This is a genomic window from Pseudonocardia sp. DR1-2 (genome assembly GCF_023717215.1).
Lineage (GTDB): Bacteria > Actinomycetota > Actinomycetes > Mycobacteriales > Pseudonocardiaceae > Pseudonocardia > Pseudonocardia alni.
This window is the reverse complement of sequence record NZ_JAMQOF010000001.1, coordinates 935876-953855: the sequence shown is the minus strand read 5'-3', so window position 1 is coordinate 953855 and position 17980 is coordinate 935876. Positions and strand designations below refer to the sequence as shown.

Genomic DNA, 17980 nt, shown 5'->3' with positions numbered 1-17980 from the left:
CGGAGGCGTCCGGGGCCGTCGTGCGTGTGGAGCGTCAGGCGGCGGAGAAGTCCCGCGTCACGATGACGATGACGCCGGGCGTCGCGTCCTGGATGCCGTCGAAGCGGGGCTCGGAACGGATGCCGAACTTCTTCGCGATCTCCTCGGCGGCGGCCTTCTCGTCGGTCCCCTGCCGGTAGTAGACGGTCGTGGTCGGGATGACGCCCTGGGAGTAGTTCTGCACCTGGGACACGGTCCAGCCGTTGGTACGGAACTCTCCGGCCGCCTTCTCGGCGAGACCGCGGATGGTCGAGTTGTTGTAGATCCGCACGACCGGGCGGGCCGCGACGGCGGACCCCTCACCGGCGGCGGAGCCGGAGCCGCCCTGGCCCGCGGAGCCGGAGCCCGCGGCGGGCGGCGCGGCGACGGCCGGGCCCGCGCCGTCGTACCCGGGGGAGCCCGGCGTGCCGGGCGCTCCGGGGGTGAACGGCGAGGTCTCCCCGGGGGTGCCCGGGGCGGGGGTGCCACCGGTGCCGGGCGCGGCGCCGTCGCCGGTGCCGTCCCCCGGAGCGGGGGCCGGGGCCGGGGCGGGCTCGGCCGACGCCGACGGGGGCGCGGCCTGGTTGCCGCCGTCCTCACCGCCGCCGGTGAGGCCGATCAGGCCGACGACAGCGGCGACCACACCGACGCCGATCAGCGCGATACCGGCGATCTTCAGCGGTGACTGCCCGCCGGACGCGGGTGCGGTCATCGTGACCTCCTGGCTGTCAGGGCTCGAGGCCGAGGCGACGGGCGGCGCGGGTGCGCTGCCTGCTGGAACGCAGCCGGCGCAGACGCTTGACCAGCAGCGGGTCCACCGCCAGCGCCTCGGGCTTGTCGACCAGGGCGTTCAGCACCTGGTAGTAGCGGGTGGCCGACATGTCGAACAGCTCGCGGATCGCCTGTTCCTTGGCACCCGCGTACTTCCACCACTGGGCCTCGAACGCGAGGATCTCGCGTTCGCGACGGTCGAGCTCGCGGGGGGACGCGGCAGCGGTGCGCCGGTGCGCTCCGCGGCGTTCCGGCAGGGACCCGGCGGACTCCATCACGCTCCTCGAGCGGACGACGATCTCGTGCTGCGGCGGCCCCGCCCGGGCGCCGCGACGACGAACGACACGTCTGTCATTCGCGGTGCGGATTCAACCACAGGGGACCGACGGTCCCGGGCTGCGACGCGCCTGGAGGGCGGGTCGGACGACACCGAAACCGCCCGGCCGGGTCACGCCCGGCGGCGACCGTAGGCTGCACCGGTGACGGTTCTGCGCATCCGCATGGTCGGCGACCCCGTGCTCCACACCCCCACCCGCCCCGTCGGCACGGTCGACGACACGATCCGGACGCTGGTCGAGGACATGTTCGAGACGATGGCCGCGGCGAACGGCGTCGGGCTCGCGGCCAACCAGGTGGGAGTGGACCTGCGGCTGTTCGTCTTCGACTGCCCCGACGAGGAGACGCGCACGATGCGGCGCGGTGTCGTGGTCGACCCGGTGCTGGAGACCGACGGGATCCCGGAGGTCATGCCCGACCCGGACGACGACCAGGAGGGCTGCCTGTCGGTGCCCGGCGAGAACTTCGCGACCGGCCGGGCGGAGTGGGCCCGGGTCACCGGCACCGATCTCGACGGTGAGCCGGTCTCCTACGAGGGGCGCGGGTTCTTCGCCCGGTGCCTGCAGCACGAGACCGACCACCTCGACGGTCACCTGTACCTGGACCGGCTGATGGGCCGCCACCAGCGCGCGGCGAAGAAGATGCTCAAGCGCAACGGCTGGGGCTCGCCGTCGGACTCGTGGGACCCGTCGGCCGTCGAGGCCGAGGACGTCCCCCGGGGATGACCCCGGGTCCGACCCCGGGAGTCATACCCCGGTACTAGGGGTCGGCCCGGGAGACCGGCCCCGCGGCCGATGTGGCGGGGCGCCCCCGGCGGGCACCGTGGTCCCCATGCTGCTCTCGATCCTCGCCGTCGCCCCCGTCCTCGCGGTGCTGCTGGTCATGGCCGCGCAGCCGCTGTTCGAGCTGTGGGACGCCCGCGCCTCCGACCACGACCGCGCCCGCTCCGTCGCGCCGGCGCCGTCGTTCCCCGATGTGCCCGTGTCCGCGGGCCCGGTGGCGTTCCCGGAGTCGCTGGGCGACGTCACCGCCGCCCTGTCCATCCCGCACCCGCGCCGCCCCGGGGTCCCGCACCTCGTCCGCTGACCCGGCGTCCGCGGCCCGCCGCCGCGTCCGGTCAGGACACGGCGACCGTGCGGAAGCCGGTGTTGCCGCTGGAGCTGTCGGGCGTGTTCGCCGTCCGCGCGGCGACCCGGTAGCGGTTGCAGTACGAGTCGTGGCACAGGTAGGAGCCCCCGCGCATGCTGCGGTTCGCCCGAGCCGGGTCGAACCAGTCCGCGCACCACTCCCACACGTTGCCGGCCACGTTGTACAGCCCGAAGCCGTTCGGCGCGAAGCTGTCGGCCGGAGCGGTGCCGACGTGGCCGTCCTCGGCGGTGTTGCGCACCGGGAACCGGCCCTGCCAGATGTTGCAGCGGTGCTCGCCGCCCGGGGTCAGTTCGTCGCCCCAGGGGTAGCGCGCCTGGTCGAGCCCGCCGCGCGCGGCGTACTCCCACTCCGCCTCGGCCGGGAGCCTGCGGCCCGCCCAGCGGCAGTACGCGTCGGCGTCGTTCCACGACACGTGGACGACGGGGTGGTCCCACCGGTCGGCGACGTCGCTGCCCGGACCCTCGGGCGCCGACCACAGGGCACCCCGGACCCCGCACCACCAGGGTGTCTGTTCGGGGCGGGGGGAGTCCCGCCGCAACGGGCCCGGCAGGAACGACGCGAAGACGTAGCTCCACCCGAACCGCTCGGCGTCGGTCCGGTACCCGGTCGCCTCGACGAACCGCGCGAACCGCGCGTTGGTGACCGCGTGGACGTCGACGGCGAACGGGGGCACGGTCACCGCGCGGACGGGGCCCTCGTGGTCGTCGGGGAAGCCGTCGGCGTCGTCGGTGCCCATCCGGAAGGTCCCACCGGGCAGCGGGACCTCCTGGTGGTCGGCAGGGCCGGGGGCGACCGTCCCGACCCGACCCGGGCCGCCGGGTGCAGGGGGACCCGCCGGACGCGGGGGTGGACAGCAGCCGGGCATCCGGCCTCCTTCCTGCGACGACACGGCCCGCCGCGGGGCCGGCACGGGGGTCAGCGGGTGAGCACGAATGCGAGGCCGGCCACCGCGGGCAGCAGGGCGCACAGCGTGCAGACGAACGGTAACCCGCCCCCGCCGAGCGGCTCCGGCGACGGGCCCGTGAGCCTGCGGTGCACGTCGCGGCGCCGGCGCTCCGCCCCGACCGCGAGCCCCCCGGCGGCGGCGAGCCCGGCCGCCCCGAGCGCCAGCGGCAGGCTGCAGCCGCAGACCGAGGCCAGGATCCGCCAGGCTGCCAGGACCCCGACGGCGACGGCGAGCGCCGTGCGCCGCCAGGCGAGTGCGGTGCGCTCGGGCTGCAGACCCGGGTCGAACGGCGCGGTCACCGGAACAGCACCGCGAGCCCGACGAGTACGCCGGCGGCGAGGAGCAGGACGACCAGCGGCAGCGCGAGGACCGGGGTCGGCAGGGACCGGCCGCGGCGCAGCGCCCGCTCGGTGGCGTACCAGCCCGCCCAGGCCTGCAACGGGGCGAGGACGCCGGCGACGACGAGCAGCACCGACGCCGCCAGCCGGTAGCCGGGGTGCAGGTCGAGGCCCAGTGCCTCCAGCGCGACCCCGGTCGCCACCAACGCCAGCGCGGTCCGGATCCAGGCGAGGAAGGTGCGCTCGTTGGCGAGGGTGAAGCGTGGATCGGGGTCGGTGCCGTCGCGGAACAGCCGCGCCGGGAACCGCCGGTCCACCCGGCGGGTGCGGGTCGGTGCGCTCACGCCGCTCCCTCCGGCGGTACGACCACCTCGTCGGAGGGGACGTGGCCCAGCCGCCACGCGGCCACGTGCACGGTGGCACCGGGTGGCGGGGTGAACGGACCGGTCGCGAGCAGCCAGCGGCGCCCGTCGCCGGGTGGCTGCCCGATCAGCTCGTCCATCGGCCCCGGGACGGGCCGGTCCTCCGGCGGCGGGTCGACGGTCCAGCCGACCGACGCGCCCGGGGTGGGGCAGGTCGCGACGAGCCCCCGCGCGGACGCGGCCACCTGCGGGGTCGCGGTCCGCGGACGGACGCCCCCTGGCAGCCAGCAAGCGGTCAGTTCGTCCTCGTCGAGGAGCCCCAGGTCGCCGTGCCGCTCCTGCCAGCCGTCGAGCTCGCCGCGCAGCCGGGAGAGCACCGCGGCGTGCCGGGGGTCCGCGGACAGGTCGGTCGTCTCGTACGGGTCGGCGAGCACGTCGTAGAGCTCCTCGGCGGGCTTCTCCGGTGCCACCAGGGTGCGCTGCAGCGGCGTCAGGCGGTCCGGGACCTCACCCCGGCCCCGCTGGCGGGCCTCCTCGGCGTGCAGCGTGCGCAGCTCGGCCCAGGTGGGCAGGCCGTCCGGGTAGGCGAGGTGCGGCATCGGGGGCCGGCCCGGATGGACGTGGCGGATGTAGCGGTAGCGCGCGTCGCGGACCGTGCGACTGGTGTCGGACTGCTCGTCGAGCCGGTCCCGCCCGCCGAAGCAGAGACCGCCCGGGCGCGGGACCCGACGACCGTCGGCGGCGAGGACGGGCCGGGACTGCATGTGCTCCGGCACGTCCAGCCCGCCGAGCGTCAGGGTGGTCGCGGTGAGGTCCAGCAGCTCGACCGGGTCCGGGTGGGTGCTGCCGGCCCGGACCCGGCCGGGCCAGCGGACGATCATCGGGACCCGCAGCCCGGAGTCGTGCAGCCAGCGCTTCTCCCGGGGCATGCCGCGCCCGTGGTCGCTCCAGAACACGACCACGGTGTCCCCGGCGAGCCCGTCCTCGTCGAGCTGGGCGAGCAGCCGGCCGACCTCGTGGTCGGCCTCGGTGACCAGGTCGGCGTACCGGGCGACGGTGCGCCGGGTGGTCGGGGTGTCGGGAAGGTACGGCGGGACAGGGGCGTCGGCGGGGTCGTGGCGCTGCTCGGGCCGCACGTGCCCGGTGGCGGCGGCGAACGCGTCGTCGTCGAGGTACAGCCGCGACTCGTGGGTGGTCATCCCGTGGAAGGCGGCGAAGAACGGGGTGTCCGGGTCGGGCCGGTTGCGCCAGTGCGCGGACGGGCCGCACTCGTCGAACGCGGTGCCCGGCACGGTCAGCTGGAAGTCGGTGAACGCGGCGTTGGTGCAGTAGTACCCGGCGGCGCGCAGGTACTCGGTGAACAGCCGGACCTCCGGCGGCGGGACTGCCTTGGTGCGCATGTGCATCGTCCCGATCGCGGTCGGGTGGCAGCCGGTCATGACCGCCGACCGGGACGGTCCGCACACCGGTGCCGCGGCGTGCACGGAGTCGAACCGCATCCCCTCGGCGGCGAGCCGGTCGAGGTGCGGGGTCCGCGCGTACTCCGCACCCGGCCAGACACCGGCGTAGCACCCGAGGTCGGGGTTGATGTCGTGGGTGGTGACCCACAGGATGTTCGGCCGGGTCACGCAGGCTCCCGGGAGCGGTCGAGGTGCGCCCGGAACGCCTCCCGCAGCGGGTCCTCCACCTGTTCCATCCAGGCGAGCAGCCGGGTGCGGGAGTCGTCGAGCGCGGTCCGCCACCCCGGGTCGGCGCCGAGGTCGTGCAGGCAGTCGGGGTCGGCGGCCAGGTCGTAGAGCTCGTCGGGGGTGCGCCGCCGGTAGAACTCGACGCGGCCCCGCAGCGCCGGGTCGTCCTCGGCCGCGGCGACCATGGCGGGCCAGGTGCGGCCCCGCATGTTCTCCGCGACGTACTCGGTGTCCCCGTCCGACCAGGCGTTCCAGATGTAGGCGGTGCTCCCGTCCTGGACGCAGCGCATCTCGTAGCGCCGCTTGCCCGCCGTCTCGTGGAAGACGGTGACGATGTCGTCGCGCCCCGGTTCCGGCGACCCGCGCAGCAGGGTCCCGAGCCCCGTCCCGTCGAGTCCCTCGGGGAGCTCGACGCCCGCGGCCGCGCAGAACGTCGGGAACAGGTCGAGCGCGGACACGAACTCCTCGCGCACCCGGGAGCCGGGTGCCGTCACGCCGGGCCACCGGACGAGCAGCGGGGTCAGGCTGCCGTGCACGTAGCAGTTCGCCTTCGCGAACGGCACGGCGATGCCGTTGTCGGACAGGAACACGACCAGCGTGTCGTCGGTGGCCCCGGCACGCTCGACCGCGTCGAGGACCGCGCCCACGGTGTCGTCGCAGCGGCGGACCGAGGCGAGGTACTCGCGGTACTCGCGGCGCACCTCGGGCAGGTCGGGCAGGAACCCCGGCACGGTGACGGGCTCGTCGTCGAACCGGCGCGACGGCGCCGGGTACCCGGCGCGCTGCTCGGCGGAGAACATCTCCCGCTCCTGGTCGCCGCCGGAGAACGGCCGGTGCGGGTCGTGTGCGTTGGCCATCAGGAACCACGGCCGGTCGCCGGCGTCGGCCAGGAACCCGTCGACGGCGGCGGCGTAGGCGGCCGGGTCGCGGCCGGACCCGAGCCGCTCGCGGTCGAGGGCGAGGTCCCAGCCGAACGCCTCCACCGGCTGCAGGTGGGTGACCTTGCCGAGGATGCCGGTCCGGTACCCGGCGCCGGCGAGCAGCCGGGTCAGCAGCGGGACCCCGGCGCGCACCGGCTCGAAGCCCTCGGCGCCGTTGCGGTGCGGCCAGCGCCCGGTCATGATCGCCGACCGGCTCGGCTGGCACACCGCCGCCGCCACATGGGCGCGCTCGAAGGTCGTGCCCTCGGCGGCGAGCCGGTCCAGCCGGGGCGTGACGTCCGGCGGACCGCCGACGCAGCCGGGGGTGTCCCCGCCCATGTCGTCCGCGGTGATCAGCAGGATGTTCGGCGGCCGGGTCATCGCGCGACCTGCCGGGCCCGGCGCTCGGCGACCCGCCGTTCCCACGCCTCGCGCCGCCCGGGCGGCCATGCCTCGTCGGTGGCGTGCCAGGACACCGGCGTCGCGCCGGTCGCGGCGGCGAGGTTCGCCTCCAGGTGCTCGGCGAGGTGCTCCCGGCCGGTCGCGCGCAGGTGCTCGGCGTAGGCGGGCGGGTCGTTGTAGTAGACCGGTCCGACCTGCAGGGTCGTCTGCATCGGGTCCGGGAGGGCACCCGGGCGTCCCGCGTAGGTGTGCCACCACTCCGCGAGCCGGGTGCGCATCCGGTCCGCCAGCCCGGGCTCGGCGTAGAGCAGGTCGGTCGTGAGGTGCGGGTCGGCGGTGACGTCGAACAGCTGCTCCCACTCCGTCCGGTTGCAGCCGGGGTGGTAGGTCCGGATGTAGAGGTGGTCGCGGGTGCGTACCGACCGCTGGTAGGTGTGCGCGCCGTGGCCGAGCACCAGGTACTCGCGCGACGGGCCGGGCTCGCCGTGCACGGCGTCGGCGAACGAGGTGCCCTGCCAGCCGGCCGGGACCGGGACGCCGAGCAGCTCGCACAGCGTCGGGGCGAGGTCGATGTTGTAGAGCAGGTTGTCGCAGTGCCGCGCCTCGTCCGGGAGGTCGTCGGTGACCCCGGGCCAGTAGACGACGAGCGGGACCCGGTGGACGGGCTCGGTGGCGTGGCCGTGCTCGCCGTAGGAGCCGTGCTCGCCGAACGACTCGCCGTGGTCGGCGCTCACGACGATCGCGGTGTCCCCGGCGATGCCGAGCTCGGTCAGCGTCGCGAGCAGCTCCCCGAACAGCGAGTCCCAGTACATGATCGTGCCGTCGAACCCGTCGATCAGCTGCTCGAAGTCGGCCCGGGTCCGGATCGCGTCGGGGGTGGTGCGCGGGTCCGGCGAGTCCTGCGGGACGCCCGAGTAGTGCAGGTCCAGCGCGCTGCGCGGGCCGTAGACCTCGGCGTGGGCGTCGATCGCGGCCTGGTCCGGCCAGGCCGGGGGCGGACCGGAGGCCGCGGCCCGCCCGGTCCAGCCGGGATCGGCCAGGTAGGGCGTGTGCGGCTCCCAGTAGGTCAGGTGCAGGTACCAGTCGTCCTCGTGCGCGTGCCGGCGGATCCAGTCCAGGCCGACCCGGTTGACCTCCCGGCCGTCCTCGTCGTTGATCTCGTTCGTCGCGCGGACCGACTCCCGGAAGTTGCCCAGGAAGTGGTAGGCGCGGTGCCGCTCGGCGAACATCGACACGGCCGCGGTGTAGTGGCCGTGCGCCCCCAGCTGCTGCCCCAGCAGCGGACGGGTGGGGTGCGCGTTGTGCCCGGGGTCGAGCCGGAACCGGGCGGCCTCGCCGAAATGCCCGATCACGCCGTTGGTGATGCCGAACTGTCCGCTGGTGAGCGCGGTCCGGGACGGCAGGCAGGGCGAGTCGGAGCAGTAGTAGCGGTCGAACGTGACCCCCCGGTCGGCGAGGCGCTGCAGGTTGGGGGTGGTCGGACGCCGGTAGCCGTACGGGGTCGTGTGGTCGGCTCGCAGGGTGTCGACGTCGACGTAGATGACGCGCATGGAGGCCTTTCGTGCGGGTGGGCGGGGTCGGGACCGGATCAGTCCCGTACCCCTGTCCCGGCGAGCTCGCCGGGGAAGTGACAGGCGGCGAGCTGTCCGCCGGGCGTGGCGGTGAGCTCCGGCGCGCGCTCGGCACAGACGGTGCGGTCCGGGTGGGTGAGCGGTCCGATCGGGCACCGGGTCCGGAACCGGCAGCCGCTCGGCGGGTCCTTCGGGCTCGGCAGGTCACCGCCGAGCACGATCCGCTCCCGCTCGGGCGCCCCGGTGGCAGGCACCGGCGACGACGACAGCAGCGCGGCCGTGTACGGGTGCTGCGGTGACCGGTAGACCGACTCCGCAGGCCCGGTCTCCACGATCCGGCCCAGGTACATGACCGCGACCCGGTCGCTGATGTGCCGGACCACCGAGAGGTCGTGGGCGATGAACAGGTAGCCCAGGCCCAGCTCGTCGCGCAGGGACTCGAGCAGGTTGACGATCTGGGCCTGGATCGACACGTCGAGGGCCGAGACCGGCTCGTCGAGCACCAGCATCCGGGGCCGGGCCGCCAGCGCCCGCGCGATGCCGACCCGCTGGCGCTGCCCACCGGAGAAGGCGTGCGGGTAGCGGTCGAGGTGCTGCTCGAGCAGGCCGACCCGGTCCAGCAGCGACGACATCTCCGCGGCCCGCTCGGCGACCGGGACGCCGCGCACCGCGAGCGCCTCGTCGAGGGACTGCCCGATCGTGCGGCGCGGGTTGAGCGAGGCGTACGGGTCCTGGAACACGTACTGGACGGCGGTGTGGGCGCCGCCGTCGTCCCCGCGCCGCCCGGTGCCGACGGCCCGGCCGTCGACCCGGATCTCGCCGCCGGCGACCTCGTTGATCCCGACGATCGCGCGGGCCAGCGTCGACTTGCCGCAGCCGGACTCGCCGACCAGGCCCAGGGTCTCCCCGGGGGCGACCTGCAGGTCCACCCCGTCGACGGCGTAGACGGGCCGGGCGCGGCGGAACAGGCCGCGCGAGGCGCCTGCCACGTCGACCCGCAGGCCGGAGATCTGCAGGAGCGGCTCCGCGGTCGTGCCCCGGTCCCGGGCGGTGCCGGCCTCCTCGGGCGCCAGCGGCGGGATCGCCGTCCCGGCCGCGGTGACGTGGCAGGCGGCGGCGTGGCCGGAGGTGTCCCGCGGGGTGAGTGCCGGGACCTCGGCCGAGCAGGTGTCGGTGGCGAGCCGGCAGCGCGGGTGGAACGCGCAGCCGCTCGGCAGCCGGGCCGGGTCGGGTGGCGAGCCCGGGATGGCGGGCAGCCTGCGGCCGTCGGGGCGTTCGTCCAGGCGCGGCATCGCGGAGAGCAGGTCGGCGGTGTAGGGCAGCTCCGGGCGCTCGAACAGCACCTCGACCGGCCCGCGCTCGACCACCCGCCCGCCGTACATGACCACGACCTCGTCGCACATCTCGGCGACCACGCCCATGTCGTGGGTGATGAGCAGGACGGCGATGCCGAGCTCGTCGCGCAGGCGACCCAGCAGCCGCAGGATCTGCGCCTGGATGGTGACGTCGAGGGCCGTGGTCGGCTCGTCGGCGATGAGCAGCGACGGGGAGCTCGCCAGCGCGACGGCGATGACGACCCGCTGGCGCATCCCGCCGGAGAACTGGTGCGGGTAGTCGCCCAGCCGCCGGTCGACGTCCGGGATCCCGACCTGGTCGAGCAGCTCCCGGGCCCGCGCCCGGGCGCTCGCCTTGTCGGTGCCGTGCACGACCAGCGCCTCGACGATCTGGTCGCCGACGGTCATCACCGGGTTCAGCGCGGACTGCGGGTCCTGGAACACCATCGCGATCTCGCGGCCCCGCAGCTCGCGCATCGACCGCTCGGGCAGCGTGAGCAGGTCGACGCCGCGATAGTGGACGGAGCCGCCGGCGATCTCGCCGGGGGCGCGGACCATGCGCAGGATCGAGCGCGCGGTCACCGACTTGCCGGAGCCGGACTCGCCGACGATGCCGACCACGCGGCCGGGCTCGACGGTGAAGCTGACGTCGTTGACGGCGCGGACGAGGCCGTCGCGGGTCGGGAAGTGCGTCCGCAGGTCCCGCACCTCGAGCAGCGGGGTGCCGGTCCCGGCCCGGCCGGCGGGGGAGGTGGTGGAGGTCTGGGTCATCGTCGGTTCGCCGCCTGGTTCAGAGCGTCGGACAGCAGGGTGAAGGCCACGGCGAGGGCCAGGAGCACCAGGCCCGGACCGATCACGTAGCTGGGCAGGACGTCGACGTAGCGCGCGCCGACGTTGAGCAGGGCCCCGAGCGAGGGGATCGGCGGGTCGATGCCGAGACCGACGATGCTGAGGCTGGCCTCGATGAAGATCGCGATCACGGTGAACACGGTGGCCTGCACCAGGATCGGGTCGATCACGTTGGGCAGGATGTGCCGGACCATCACGGTGCGCCGGGGGACGCCCAGCACGCGCGCGGCCAGGACGTACTCGCGTTCGGACTGGGCGAGCAGCCCGGCCCGGGCGAGCCGGGCGAACGTGGGCAGGCCGGCGATGACGATGGCGAGGAACAGCGACACCCAGCCGGACCCGACCACCAGCACGATCATGATGCCGAGGATCAGGCCCGGGAAGCCGAGCACGATGTCCATGATCCGCTGGGTCAGCGACCCCAGCGCCGCGGACAGGTAGCCGGTCAGCCCGAGCAGCGTGCCGATCACCATGCTGACCGGTACGGCCGCGACGATCAGGCTCAGGTCGGTGCGCAGGCCGTAGATCGTGCGCACCAGGATGTCGCGGCCGAACTCGTCGGTGCCGAGCAGGTGCGCGGCCGACGGCGCCCCGAGCGCCCCGCGGCCCTGCGCGTCGTAGCCGCCGGGGAACAGGACCGGCGCCAGGACGGCGACGCCGACCAGCAGCGCCAGCAGGATCGCGCCGGCGATGCCCTTCGGTGAACGGAAGGCCGTGGCGTAGCGGGACAGCAGCGTGGCGCGCCGGCGGCGCCCGGTGGGGGAGGTGGTGGCGGTCATGGCTCAGCGCCCCAATCGGATGCGAGGGTCGAGCGCGGACAGGGCGATCTCGGTCAGGAGCTGGGCGGCGACGGCGATGAACACCGCGCCGACGATCAGGACCTGGACCACGGCGTAGTCGGCGCTCTGCGCGCCGGTGACGGCGAGCTGGCCGAGCCCGTTGCGGGCGAAGATGGCCTCGATGACGACGGCCCCGGCGAGCAGGTCGCCGAACCGGATCCCGAGGGCGACGACGGCGGGCCCGAGGCTGTTGCGGAGCACGTGCCGGGTGGTGATGCGCAGCGGCGGGACGCCCTTCGCCGTCGCGAGGTCGACGTACTCCTCCTGGCGCGCGGCGTACATCGTGGTCTGGATCAGCCGGGCGACCCCGGCGCTCATCGGCAGGGCCAGTGCGAGCGCGGGCAGCAGCAGGTACTGGATACCGATCTCGGGGTCGTCGAGCAGCGAGACCTCGCCGCTGATCGGCAGCACCCGGTAGGCGACGCCGAACAGGATGACCAGCAGCAGGCCGACCAGGAACGGCGGCGCGGCGAGCAGTCCGGTGTTCGTGGACTCGACCAGCGTCCGGGCCCAGGGCGCACGGGCCGACCCGGCCAGGACGCCGAGGCCGATGCTGAAGACCGCGAGGAGGAGCCCGGCGAGCAGGGCCAGCTCCACGGTGCTGGGCAGGCGGTCGGCGATCAGGTCGGCGACCGGGACCTGGTACTGCAGGGACTGTCCGAGGTCGCCGGTGAACAGCCCGCCCATCCACTGCAGGTACTGGACGACGAGCGGCCGGTCGAGCCCCATCTCGGAGCGGATCGCCTCGATCAGCTCCGGGGTGGCGTCCGGACCGGCGACGACAGCCGCGGGGTCGCCCGGCACCAGGCGCGGGAGCAGGAAGGCGATGACGGTGGTGGTGAGCAGGACGAGGAGGACGGACGGCAGGCGCCCGATCAGGAAGCGGGTCATCGCGTCATGCAGGTTTCTCGGGAGAGGAGACCGGACGGGCCGAACGTGGCGGCCTGGACGTCGAGGCTGCGCACCACGGGTCCGGGGACGACGACGAGGTTCTGGACCACGGCGTCGTCGAGGATCCGGTCGCTCAGCCTGCCCAGCGCGGGACCGGCGGCCGGGCCGGCGCCCGCGGCGACGACGGCGTCGACGAGCGGGGCGTAGCCGGGCGGGGTGACCGGGCGGTGCGCGCCCCGGAGCCGGTAGTCCGGGTTGGTCTGCACCAGCAGCGAGGCGGTCTCGGACTGCGCGCGGAAGGACAGGTAGTTGCCGCCGTCGCCGGCCGCCAGGCGCGACTGGTAGTCGGGTGCGGTGAGCGCCACGAGCGACGGGCGCAGGCCGATCTCGGTCAGGTTGTTCGCGAGGATCTGGTAGGTGGCCTGCAGCTGCGGGTTGTTGATGATCGTGATCGGGACCGCGGCGCCCTCGGCGCCCGCCTCCCGCACCAGCTCGCGGGCCTGGTCGGGGTCCCAACCCGGGGGCGACACCGAGCCGGGGGCGGGCTCGGCTCCGGGCCACGGCTCGGCGTCGGGGGCGCCCTGGCCCGCGAAGACCTGGGCGACGATGCGTTCCCGGTCGATCGCGTGGCCGATCGCCTGCCGGACCCGCACGTCGGCGAGCGGACCGCGTGGGTCCAGGACGAGCGCGTAGAGGATGTTCTGGGTCGAGCCCAGCTCCATCCGTCCGGAGCGGGCCAGGGTGTCGGCGTCCTGGGTGGTCATGCCGTAGGCCAGCTGTGTCCGCCCGGAGCGCATCGCGGCGATCTGGGCGGTGGTGTCGGGCACGACCACGTTGTCGATCCGGTCCAGGCGGGGCAGTCCCGCCTGCCAGTAGTGGTCGTTGCGGACCAGGGAGACCTCGGCGCCCGGCCGGAAGCGGTCGACCCGGAACGGCCCGGTACCGACCAGCGCGCTGCCGTCCTCGAGCCCGGCGGCGGTCTCCCGGTCGAGGATCGGGGTGTTGTCCAGGACGCTGGCCAGGACCGGGGTCAGCGGGGCCGGCGAGGTGATGGTGATCTCGTGGTCACCGGTGGCCCGCACGTCCCAGCGGGACAGGACGGCCTTCACGCTCGACGGGCTGGAGGGCTCCAGCGCCCGCGCGACGGTGTAGAGCACGTCCTGCGCGGTGAACGCACGGCCGGTGTGGAACCGGACGCCCTCACGCAGCCGCAGGACGGCGGTCCGGTCGTCGGCGCTGATCGTGTAGCCGGTGGCGAGGAGCTCGACCGGGCCGTCGGGGCCGACCGCGAGCAGGGGTTCGAAGACCCCGCGCACCCACATGACGTTCGCCGCCGATCCGGCCAGCACGCGACCGGGCACCGGCGCCTGCGCGACCGCGGCGACGAGCGTCCCGCCGTCGACGCAGTTGGCGATGTCGGCGCCGGTGGCCTCCCGGTCGGCGAGTTCGACGGCCGACCGGCAGCCGCCGGCGAGGGTCACGGAGACGAGGGTCAGGGCGAGCACGTTCCGTACGGACCGTCCTCGTCGGGACAGGGGCATTCGGGACTCCTCGCTGAGTCGGGCGCGCGGCATCGCGGGACGGCCGTGTCCGGCGTCCGTCCGCGGTGGAAGGTGTGGTGGGTGGAGGTGTCGTTCAGCGTTCGCCGGCGACGAGCCGGTCGAGGCGGGCCTCGAGGACCCCGCACATGTCGACCGACGGGTCGCGCAGCCACTGCAGCTGCAGGCCGTTCATCAGCGCCATCAGCTCGATCGCGAGCTGGTCGGCGTCGAGGTCCGCCGCGAGTACGCCGCGTTCCTGGTCGCGGCGGACGAGCGCGCCCATGCTGGCGCGGACCCGCCGGTTGCGTTCGAGGAAGAACTCGTGCGCGGGGTGCTCGGGTGCGAGCGCCTCGGCGGCGGTCACCGTGAACAGCCGGACGAGCTCGGGCTGGGTCTCGTTGCGTCTGCCCATCGCCGTCAGCCACTCCCGGGTGGTGGGGGTGGCGTCGGCGAAGTGGGCCTCGAGGTGCCGGTCGTCGTCGAGGTCACGGTGCCGCAGCACGGCGAGGATCAACGAGTCCTTGGTCGGGAAGTGGTGGAGCAGGCCCGGCTGGGAGACCCCCACCCGGGAGGCCACCTCGGCCAGGCTCGTGCCCCGGTACCCGCCCACGGCGAAGGCCGCGGCGGCGACGTCGAGGATCTGCTCGCGCCGGGCGCCGGCGGGCCGGCGGGTGCGGGGTGCTCGCGTCATCGCGGGCCTCCTTCGGGGTCGGGTTCAACTTACCGAGTACTCGGTAGTTAGGGAAGAGGGTGGGCCGGCCCCGTCGTCGCCGGTTCGACCGCGTCCCGGGCCCGCGCGCGGACGAGGGTCAGGAGCCGGTCGCGGACCTCGGCGTGGGCCGGGTCGCCGGCGAGGTCGTGCACCTCGAACGGATCCCGCAGGGAGTCGCAGAGGAAGACGTCCTCGTCCCGCGGCGCGGCGGGGGCGCCGTCGATCCGGACGGTCGCGTCGAGCCGGAACCGGCCGTCCCGCACGCAGGTGCGCCGGGGCCAGCCACGGCCGTCGGTCCAGGTGCCCGCGTCGCGGTTGGGGAACGCCCGGCTGCCGGGGTCGCCGTAGCCGATGGTGGACAGGACGTGGCCGGGCGCCGGATCGGCGAACAGGTCCCGGCCGCCGAACCCGTCGGGGAGGGTGACCCCGGCGAGCCCGGCCAGCGTGCGTCCGAGGTCGGTGGAGCAGGCCGGGTCGGCACGGCGGGCGGGGGCGACTCGGCCGGGTGCGTGCACGACCAGCGGGACGCGGTGGCTCTGCGGGGCGAAGGTGTGCTTGCCGAACGCGCCGCCCTCACCCAGGTGGGCGCCGTGGTCGGCGGTGACGACGACGGCGGTGTCCCCGGCGTGGCCGGTCGTCGCCAGCGCGTCGAGGAGCAGGCCGACCTGCTCGTCGACCCAGGCGACGCAGGCGAGGTAGTCGGCCTGGGCGCGGCGCAGTTCGGCGTCGGTCAGCGACCCGTCGTCACCGAGCGCGGCGAACCGCCGCTCGAACGCGTTGTCCGCCGGGCCGGGACCCAGCGCGCGACCGGGCTGGTCCGCGGGGTCGAACCGCTCCCGCCAGCGCCGCGGCGGGAGCACCGGGGTGTGCGGCTGGAGGAACGAGGCGCGCAGCAGGAACGGCCGGTCGACCTCGGCGAGGAAGGCCGACGCCCGGCGCACGATCCCGTCCGGCGGGTACTCGCCCGCGTGCTCGCCGCCGATCACGAACCCCATGCCGGGGCTGCGCAGGAGCGACGCCGGGTCGGCGCCGCCGATGGTGTCCCGCATCCCGGCCCCGGTGCCGTCGTCGACCTGCCAGGGGTGCAGGGCGGCGGGGACGTGCTCCTTGCCGAAGCTCGCCGTGGTCGCGCCCGCGGCGGCGAACACCTCGGGGAAGGTGACCGGGGCGCCGGGCAGCACGAACCCGGGGGCGGCCGCCTCGTTGTGGTAGACGCCGGTGCGCTCCGGCGGGAGCCCGGTGAGCGCGGCCGTGCGGGACGGCACGCACACCGGCGACGTGGCGTAGCAGTGGTCGAACACCACGCCCTCGCGGGCGAGCCGGTCCAGCACCGGCGTGTGCGGGCGCAGCCCGCCCGGGCGGGCGTAGCAGCCCAGCGCGTCCGCCCGCAGCTCGTCGCAGTAGATCCACAGGACGTTCGCCGTGGTCACGCCCGCACCTCCGCGCCGGCCGGAGGCAGCGCCCGCAGCGCCGCGGAGATCTCGCCCAGCCGGGGCGCCGGGAGCACCCCGACCGCGAACGCCGCGATCTCGACGAGTGTCAGGTGTCCCGCGATCCGCGTCAGCGGGCCGTCGAGCAGGCCGGGGACGAGCTCGTGCACGACCGCCCGAGCGCCGTCGTCGGCCAGCAGGTCGGCCAGCGGGGTGTGCACGCTCAGCGGCCCGTCCGGGTGGTCCTCACGGCGGACGGGGGTCCGGGACGCCTCGACCTGCGGCCACTGGAGCCGCACCTGCAGGTGCTCCGGTCCGGGCGCGCCGGTCGGCGGCAGGCCGAGACGCTCGTACTGCTCGGGCGGGGCGTCGGAGTCGCGCAGCAGGTCCAGGAGGTGGCCGAGCATCGTCGTCTCCAGCCCGTCGTCGACGACGGGATGCTCCTGGCCGGGGTCGGCGGCCAGGTCGAACAGCAACGTGCCGAACGCCCACGGGTTGGACATGACCTGGCCGCGGGTGCGCAGGACGGGCGCCCCCCGGGTGAACGGCAGCGGCCCGACCAGCTCGGCGTCGGCCAGCTCGGACGGCGCGAAGCGCGCCATCATGTGCGTCGGCATCAGCGTGTACTCGGCGAGCGGCCGGTTGCTCCGGTCCGCCGGGGCGCGCATGTAGACGTGGGTGCCGTCGGTGACCGACACGTGCCCGCCGTAGGCGCCGAACAGCCCCGCCGTGCGGACCGGTGCGTCGTGGGCGACGGTGCCGCGCAGCGCCCGGCCCTGCATGCGGGCGGTGGGCGCGACGCCGAACGCCTCCAGCAGCGTCGGGCCGAGGTCGATGGTCTGCACCAGGCTCGTGCGGTGCGCGCCCGCGGCGCCGGGGTGGCGCGGGTCCCACACGAACAGCGGGGTGTGGATGGTCTCGTCGTACCAGGGCGGGGCGTTCTTGCCCCACCAGCCGTGCTCGCCGAGCAGGTAGCCGTGGTCGGTGACGACCATCAGCAGGGTGTCGTCCCAGAGGTCGAGCGCGTCCATCCGGTCGAGCACCCGGCCCAGCGAGTGGTCGCACATCGAGGCCAGGGCGGCGTACCGGTTGCGGACGTGCTCGACCTGCTCCGGGGTCTCCAGCACCTGGGCGTAGTCCGGCCACTCCAGCGACGGGCCGTCGTAGCCGTCGGGGTGCAGCTCGTGCCAGCGCGGGTAGCTCGTGAACGGCTCGTGCGGATCGAACATCTCGATCTGCAGCATCCAGCGGTCCTCGGCGTGATTGACGTCGAGGAAGTGCAGCCCGGCCTCGACGGTCAGCGTCTGCGGGTGGTCGGCCTCGTCGCGCAGGTACTGCCGGTTCACCAGGTCCTGGCGGTACGCGGGCCTGCGGATCCGCTTGAGGTCCGGCGGGTACTCGGGGTCGCGCACCTGCCCCTTCCAGAAGTCGCCCTCCTGGCCGCGGAAGAACTCGTAGGTGCTGAACCGGTTGTGGTACGTGGCGCCGCCGTCCTCCCAGTAGTGGGCGTGGTCGGTGACCAGGTGGGTGTGCACCCCGGCGTCGCGCAGCATCTGCGGCACGGAGTCGTCGAACGGTTCCAGCGGTCCCCAGGACCGGTGCAGGAAGTTGTAGCGGCCGGTGTGCATCTCCCGCCGCGCCGGCATACACGGCATGCTCCCGGCGTAGCAGTGGTCGAAGACGGTGGTCCGCTCGGCGAGCCTGCGGAAGTTCGGCAGGTGGGTGGCATCGCCGCCGTAGCCCGGCAGGTGCCGCCGGTTGAGGCTGTCGAACATGACCACGATCGCCCGCACGGGACCCCCTCGTCTTGTGGCTTACTTACCGAGTGTTCGGTAAGTAGGGTTCCGGCGCAAGGGGCAGGCGCGCGCCGCCCCGATCCTGGA

At 74.7% G+C, this 17980-nt stretch carries 17 protein-coding genes; 2 read left to right on the top strand and 15 right to left on the bottom strand.

What is annotated here, in order from left to right; translation table 11 throughout:
- Positions 1-34 precede the first annotated feature (34 nt).
- A complete protein-coding gene (locus tag ND486_RS04420; protein WP_251782938.1) occupies positions 35-730 on the bottom strand; it encodes a LytR C-terminal domain-containing protein in 696 nt (231 codons plus the stop codon).
- Between the two features lie 16 nt (positions 731-746).
- Positions 747-1064 (bottom strand): DUF3263 domain-containing protein, encoded by a 318-nt coding sequence (locus tag ND486_RS04415; protein ID WP_100878847.1) that lies wholly within the window; start codon positions 1062-1064, stop codon positions 747-749.
- 204 nt (positions 1065-1268) lie between these two features.
- On the opposite strand from ND486_RS04415, the gene ND486_RS04410 reads away from it, so the two are divergent.
- Positions 1269-1850 carry a peptide deformylase gene (locus ND486_RS04410; RefSeq protein ID WP_251782937.1) on the top strand — a complete coding sequence of 194 codons (582 nt, stop codon included), beginning with the start codon at positions 1269-1271 and terminating at the stop codon, positions 1848-1850.
- 106 nt (positions 1851-1956) lie between these two features.
- Positions 1957-2211 carry a hypothetical protein gene (locus ND486_RS04405; protein ID WP_179761701.1) on the top strand — a complete coding sequence of 85 codons (255 nt, stop codon included), beginning with the start codon at positions 1957-1959 and terminating at the stop codon, positions 2209-2211.
- 31 nt (positions 2212-2242) lie between these two features.
- On the opposite strand, the gene ND486_RS04400 is transcribed toward ND486_RS04405, so the two are convergent.
- From ND486_RS04400 to ND486_RS04340, 13 genes are all read right to left on the bottom strand, one after another.
- Positions 2243-3010 (bottom strand): formylglycine-generating enzyme family protein, encoded by a 768-nt coding sequence (locus ND486_RS04400; RefSeq protein WP_251782936.1) that lies wholly within the window; start codon positions 3008-3010, stop codon positions 2243-2245.
- 179 nt (positions 3011-3189) lie between these two features.
- Positions 3190-3519, bottom strand: coding sequence for a DUF202 domain-containing protein (locus ND486_RS04395; RefSeq protein ID WP_251782935.1), 330 nt, complete (start codon positions 3517-3519; stop codon positions 3190-3192).
- A complete protein-coding gene (locus ND486_RS04390) occupies positions 3516-3902 on the bottom strand; it encodes a DUF202 domain-containing protein (protein WP_251782934.1) in 387 nt (128 codons plus the stop codon). The genes ND486_RS04395 and ND486_RS04390 overlap by 4 nt, the downstream gene beginning before the upstream one ends.
- A complete protein-coding gene (locus tag ND486_RS04385) occupies positions 3899-5548 on the bottom strand; it encodes a sulfatase (RefSeq protein ID WP_251782933.1) in 1650 nt (549 codons plus the stop codon). Before ND486_RS04385 ends, ND486_RS04390 begins: the two co-directional genes overlap by 4 nt.
- On the bottom strand, positions 5545-6909 hold the full coding sequence (locus ND486_RS04380; protein WP_251782932.1) for a sulfatase: 1365 nt from the start codon (positions 6907-6909) through the stop codon (positions 5545-5547). The genes ND486_RS04385 and ND486_RS04380 overlap by 4 nt, the downstream gene beginning before the upstream one ends.
- On the bottom strand, positions 6906-8480 hold the full coding sequence (locus ND486_RS04375) for a sulfatase (RefSeq protein WP_251782931.1): 1575 nt from the start codon (positions 8478-8480) through the stop codon (positions 6906-6908). The genes ND486_RS04380 and ND486_RS04375 overlap by 4 nt, the downstream gene beginning before the upstream one ends.
- A gap of 38 nt (positions 8481-8518) precedes the next feature.
- Positions 8519-10606, bottom strand: coding sequence for an ABC transporter ATP-binding protein (locus tag ND486_RS04370; RefSeq protein ID WP_251782930.1), 2088 nt, complete (start codon positions 10604-10606; stop codon positions 8519-8521).
- A complete protein-coding gene (locus ND486_RS04365; protein ID WP_179761709.1) occupies positions 10603-11463 on the bottom strand; it encodes an ABC transporter permease in 861 nt (286 codons plus the stop codon). The genes ND486_RS04370 and ND486_RS04365 overlap by 4 nt, the downstream gene beginning before the upstream one ends.
- A 3-nt stretch (positions 11464-11466) precedes the next feature.
- Positions 11467-12414 (bottom strand): ABC transporter permease, encoded by a 948-nt coding sequence (locus ND486_RS04360; RefSeq protein WP_251782929.1) that lies wholly within the window; start codon positions 12412-12414, stop codon positions 11467-11469.
- Complete coding sequence (locus ND486_RS04355) at positions 12411-13955, bottom strand: ABC transporter substrate-binding protein (protein WP_251782928.1); 1545 nt, start codon at positions 13953-13955, stop codon at positions 12411-12413. The genes ND486_RS04360 and ND486_RS04355 overlap by 4 nt, the downstream gene beginning before the upstream one ends.
- Before the next feature lie 94 nt (positions 13956-14049).
- Positions 14050-14646 carry a TetR/AcrR family transcriptional regulator gene (locus ND486_RS04350; protein WP_251782927.1) on the bottom strand — a complete coding sequence of 199 codons (597 nt, stop codon included), beginning with the start codon at positions 14644-14646 and terminating at the stop codon, positions 14050-14052.
- Positions 14647-14693: 47 nt separating this feature from the next.
- On the bottom strand, positions 14694-16097 hold the full coding sequence (locus tag ND486_RS04345; RefSeq protein WP_251782926.1) for a sulfatase-like hydrolase/transferase: 1404 nt from the start codon (positions 16095-16097) through the stop codon (positions 14694-14696).
- Positions 16094-17890 carry a sulfatase gene (locus ND486_RS04340; RefSeq protein ID WP_251782925.1) on the bottom strand — a complete coding sequence of 599 codons (1797 nt, stop codon included), beginning with the start codon at positions 17888-17890 and terminating at the stop codon, positions 16094-16096. The genes ND486_RS04345 and ND486_RS04340 overlap by 4 nt, the downstream gene beginning before the upstream one ends.
- Between the last annotated feature and the right edge of the window lie 90 nt (positions 17891-17980).

Bases quoted from the DNA above. Each gene is read 5' to 3' on its own strand.
- ND486_RS04420 (WP_251782938.1), bottom strand. From the start codon at position 730: ATGACCGCACCCGCGTCCGGCGGGCAGTCACCGCTGAAGATCGCCGGT.
- ND486_RS04415 (WP_100878847.1), bottom strand. From the start codon at position 1,064: ATGGAGTCCGCCGGGTCCCTGCCGGAACGCCGCGGAGCGCACCGGCGC.
- ND486_RS04405 (WP_179761701.1), top strand. From the start codon at position 1,957: ATGCTGCTCTCGATCCTCGCCGTCGCCCCCGTCCTCGCGGTGCTGCTG.
- ND486_RS04400 (WP_251782936.1), bottom strand. From the start codon at position 3,010: ATGGGCACCGACGACGCCGACGGCTTCCCCGACGACCACGAGGGCCCC.
- ND486_RS04380 (WP_251782932.1), bottom strand. From the start codon at position 6,909: ATGACCCGGCCGCCGAACATCCTGCTGATCACCGCGGACGACATGGGC.
- ND486_RS04375 (WP_251782931.1), bottom strand. From the start codon at position 8,480: ATGCGCGTCATCTACGTCGACGTCGACACCCTGCGAGCCGACCACACG.
- ND486_RS04370 (WP_251782930.1), bottom strand. From the start codon at position 10,606: ATGACCCAGACCTCCACCACCTCCCCCGCCGGCCGGGCCGGGACCGGC.
- ND486_RS04365 (WP_179761709.1), bottom strand. From the start codon at position 11,463: ATGACCGCCACCACCTCCCCCACCGGGCGCCGCCGGCGCGCCACGCTG.
- ND486_RS04360 (WP_251782929.1), bottom strand. From the start codon at position 12,414: ATGACCCGCTTCCTGATCGGGCGCCTGCCGTCCGTCCTCCTCGTCCTG.
- ND486_RS04355 (WP_251782928.1), bottom strand. From the start codon at position 13,955: ATGCCCCTGTCCCGACGAGGACGGTCCGTACGGAACGTGCTCGCCCTG.
- ND486_RS04350 (WP_251782927.1), bottom strand. From the start codon at position 14,646: ATGACGCGAGCACCCCGCACCCGCCGGCCCGCCGGCGCCCGGCGCGAG.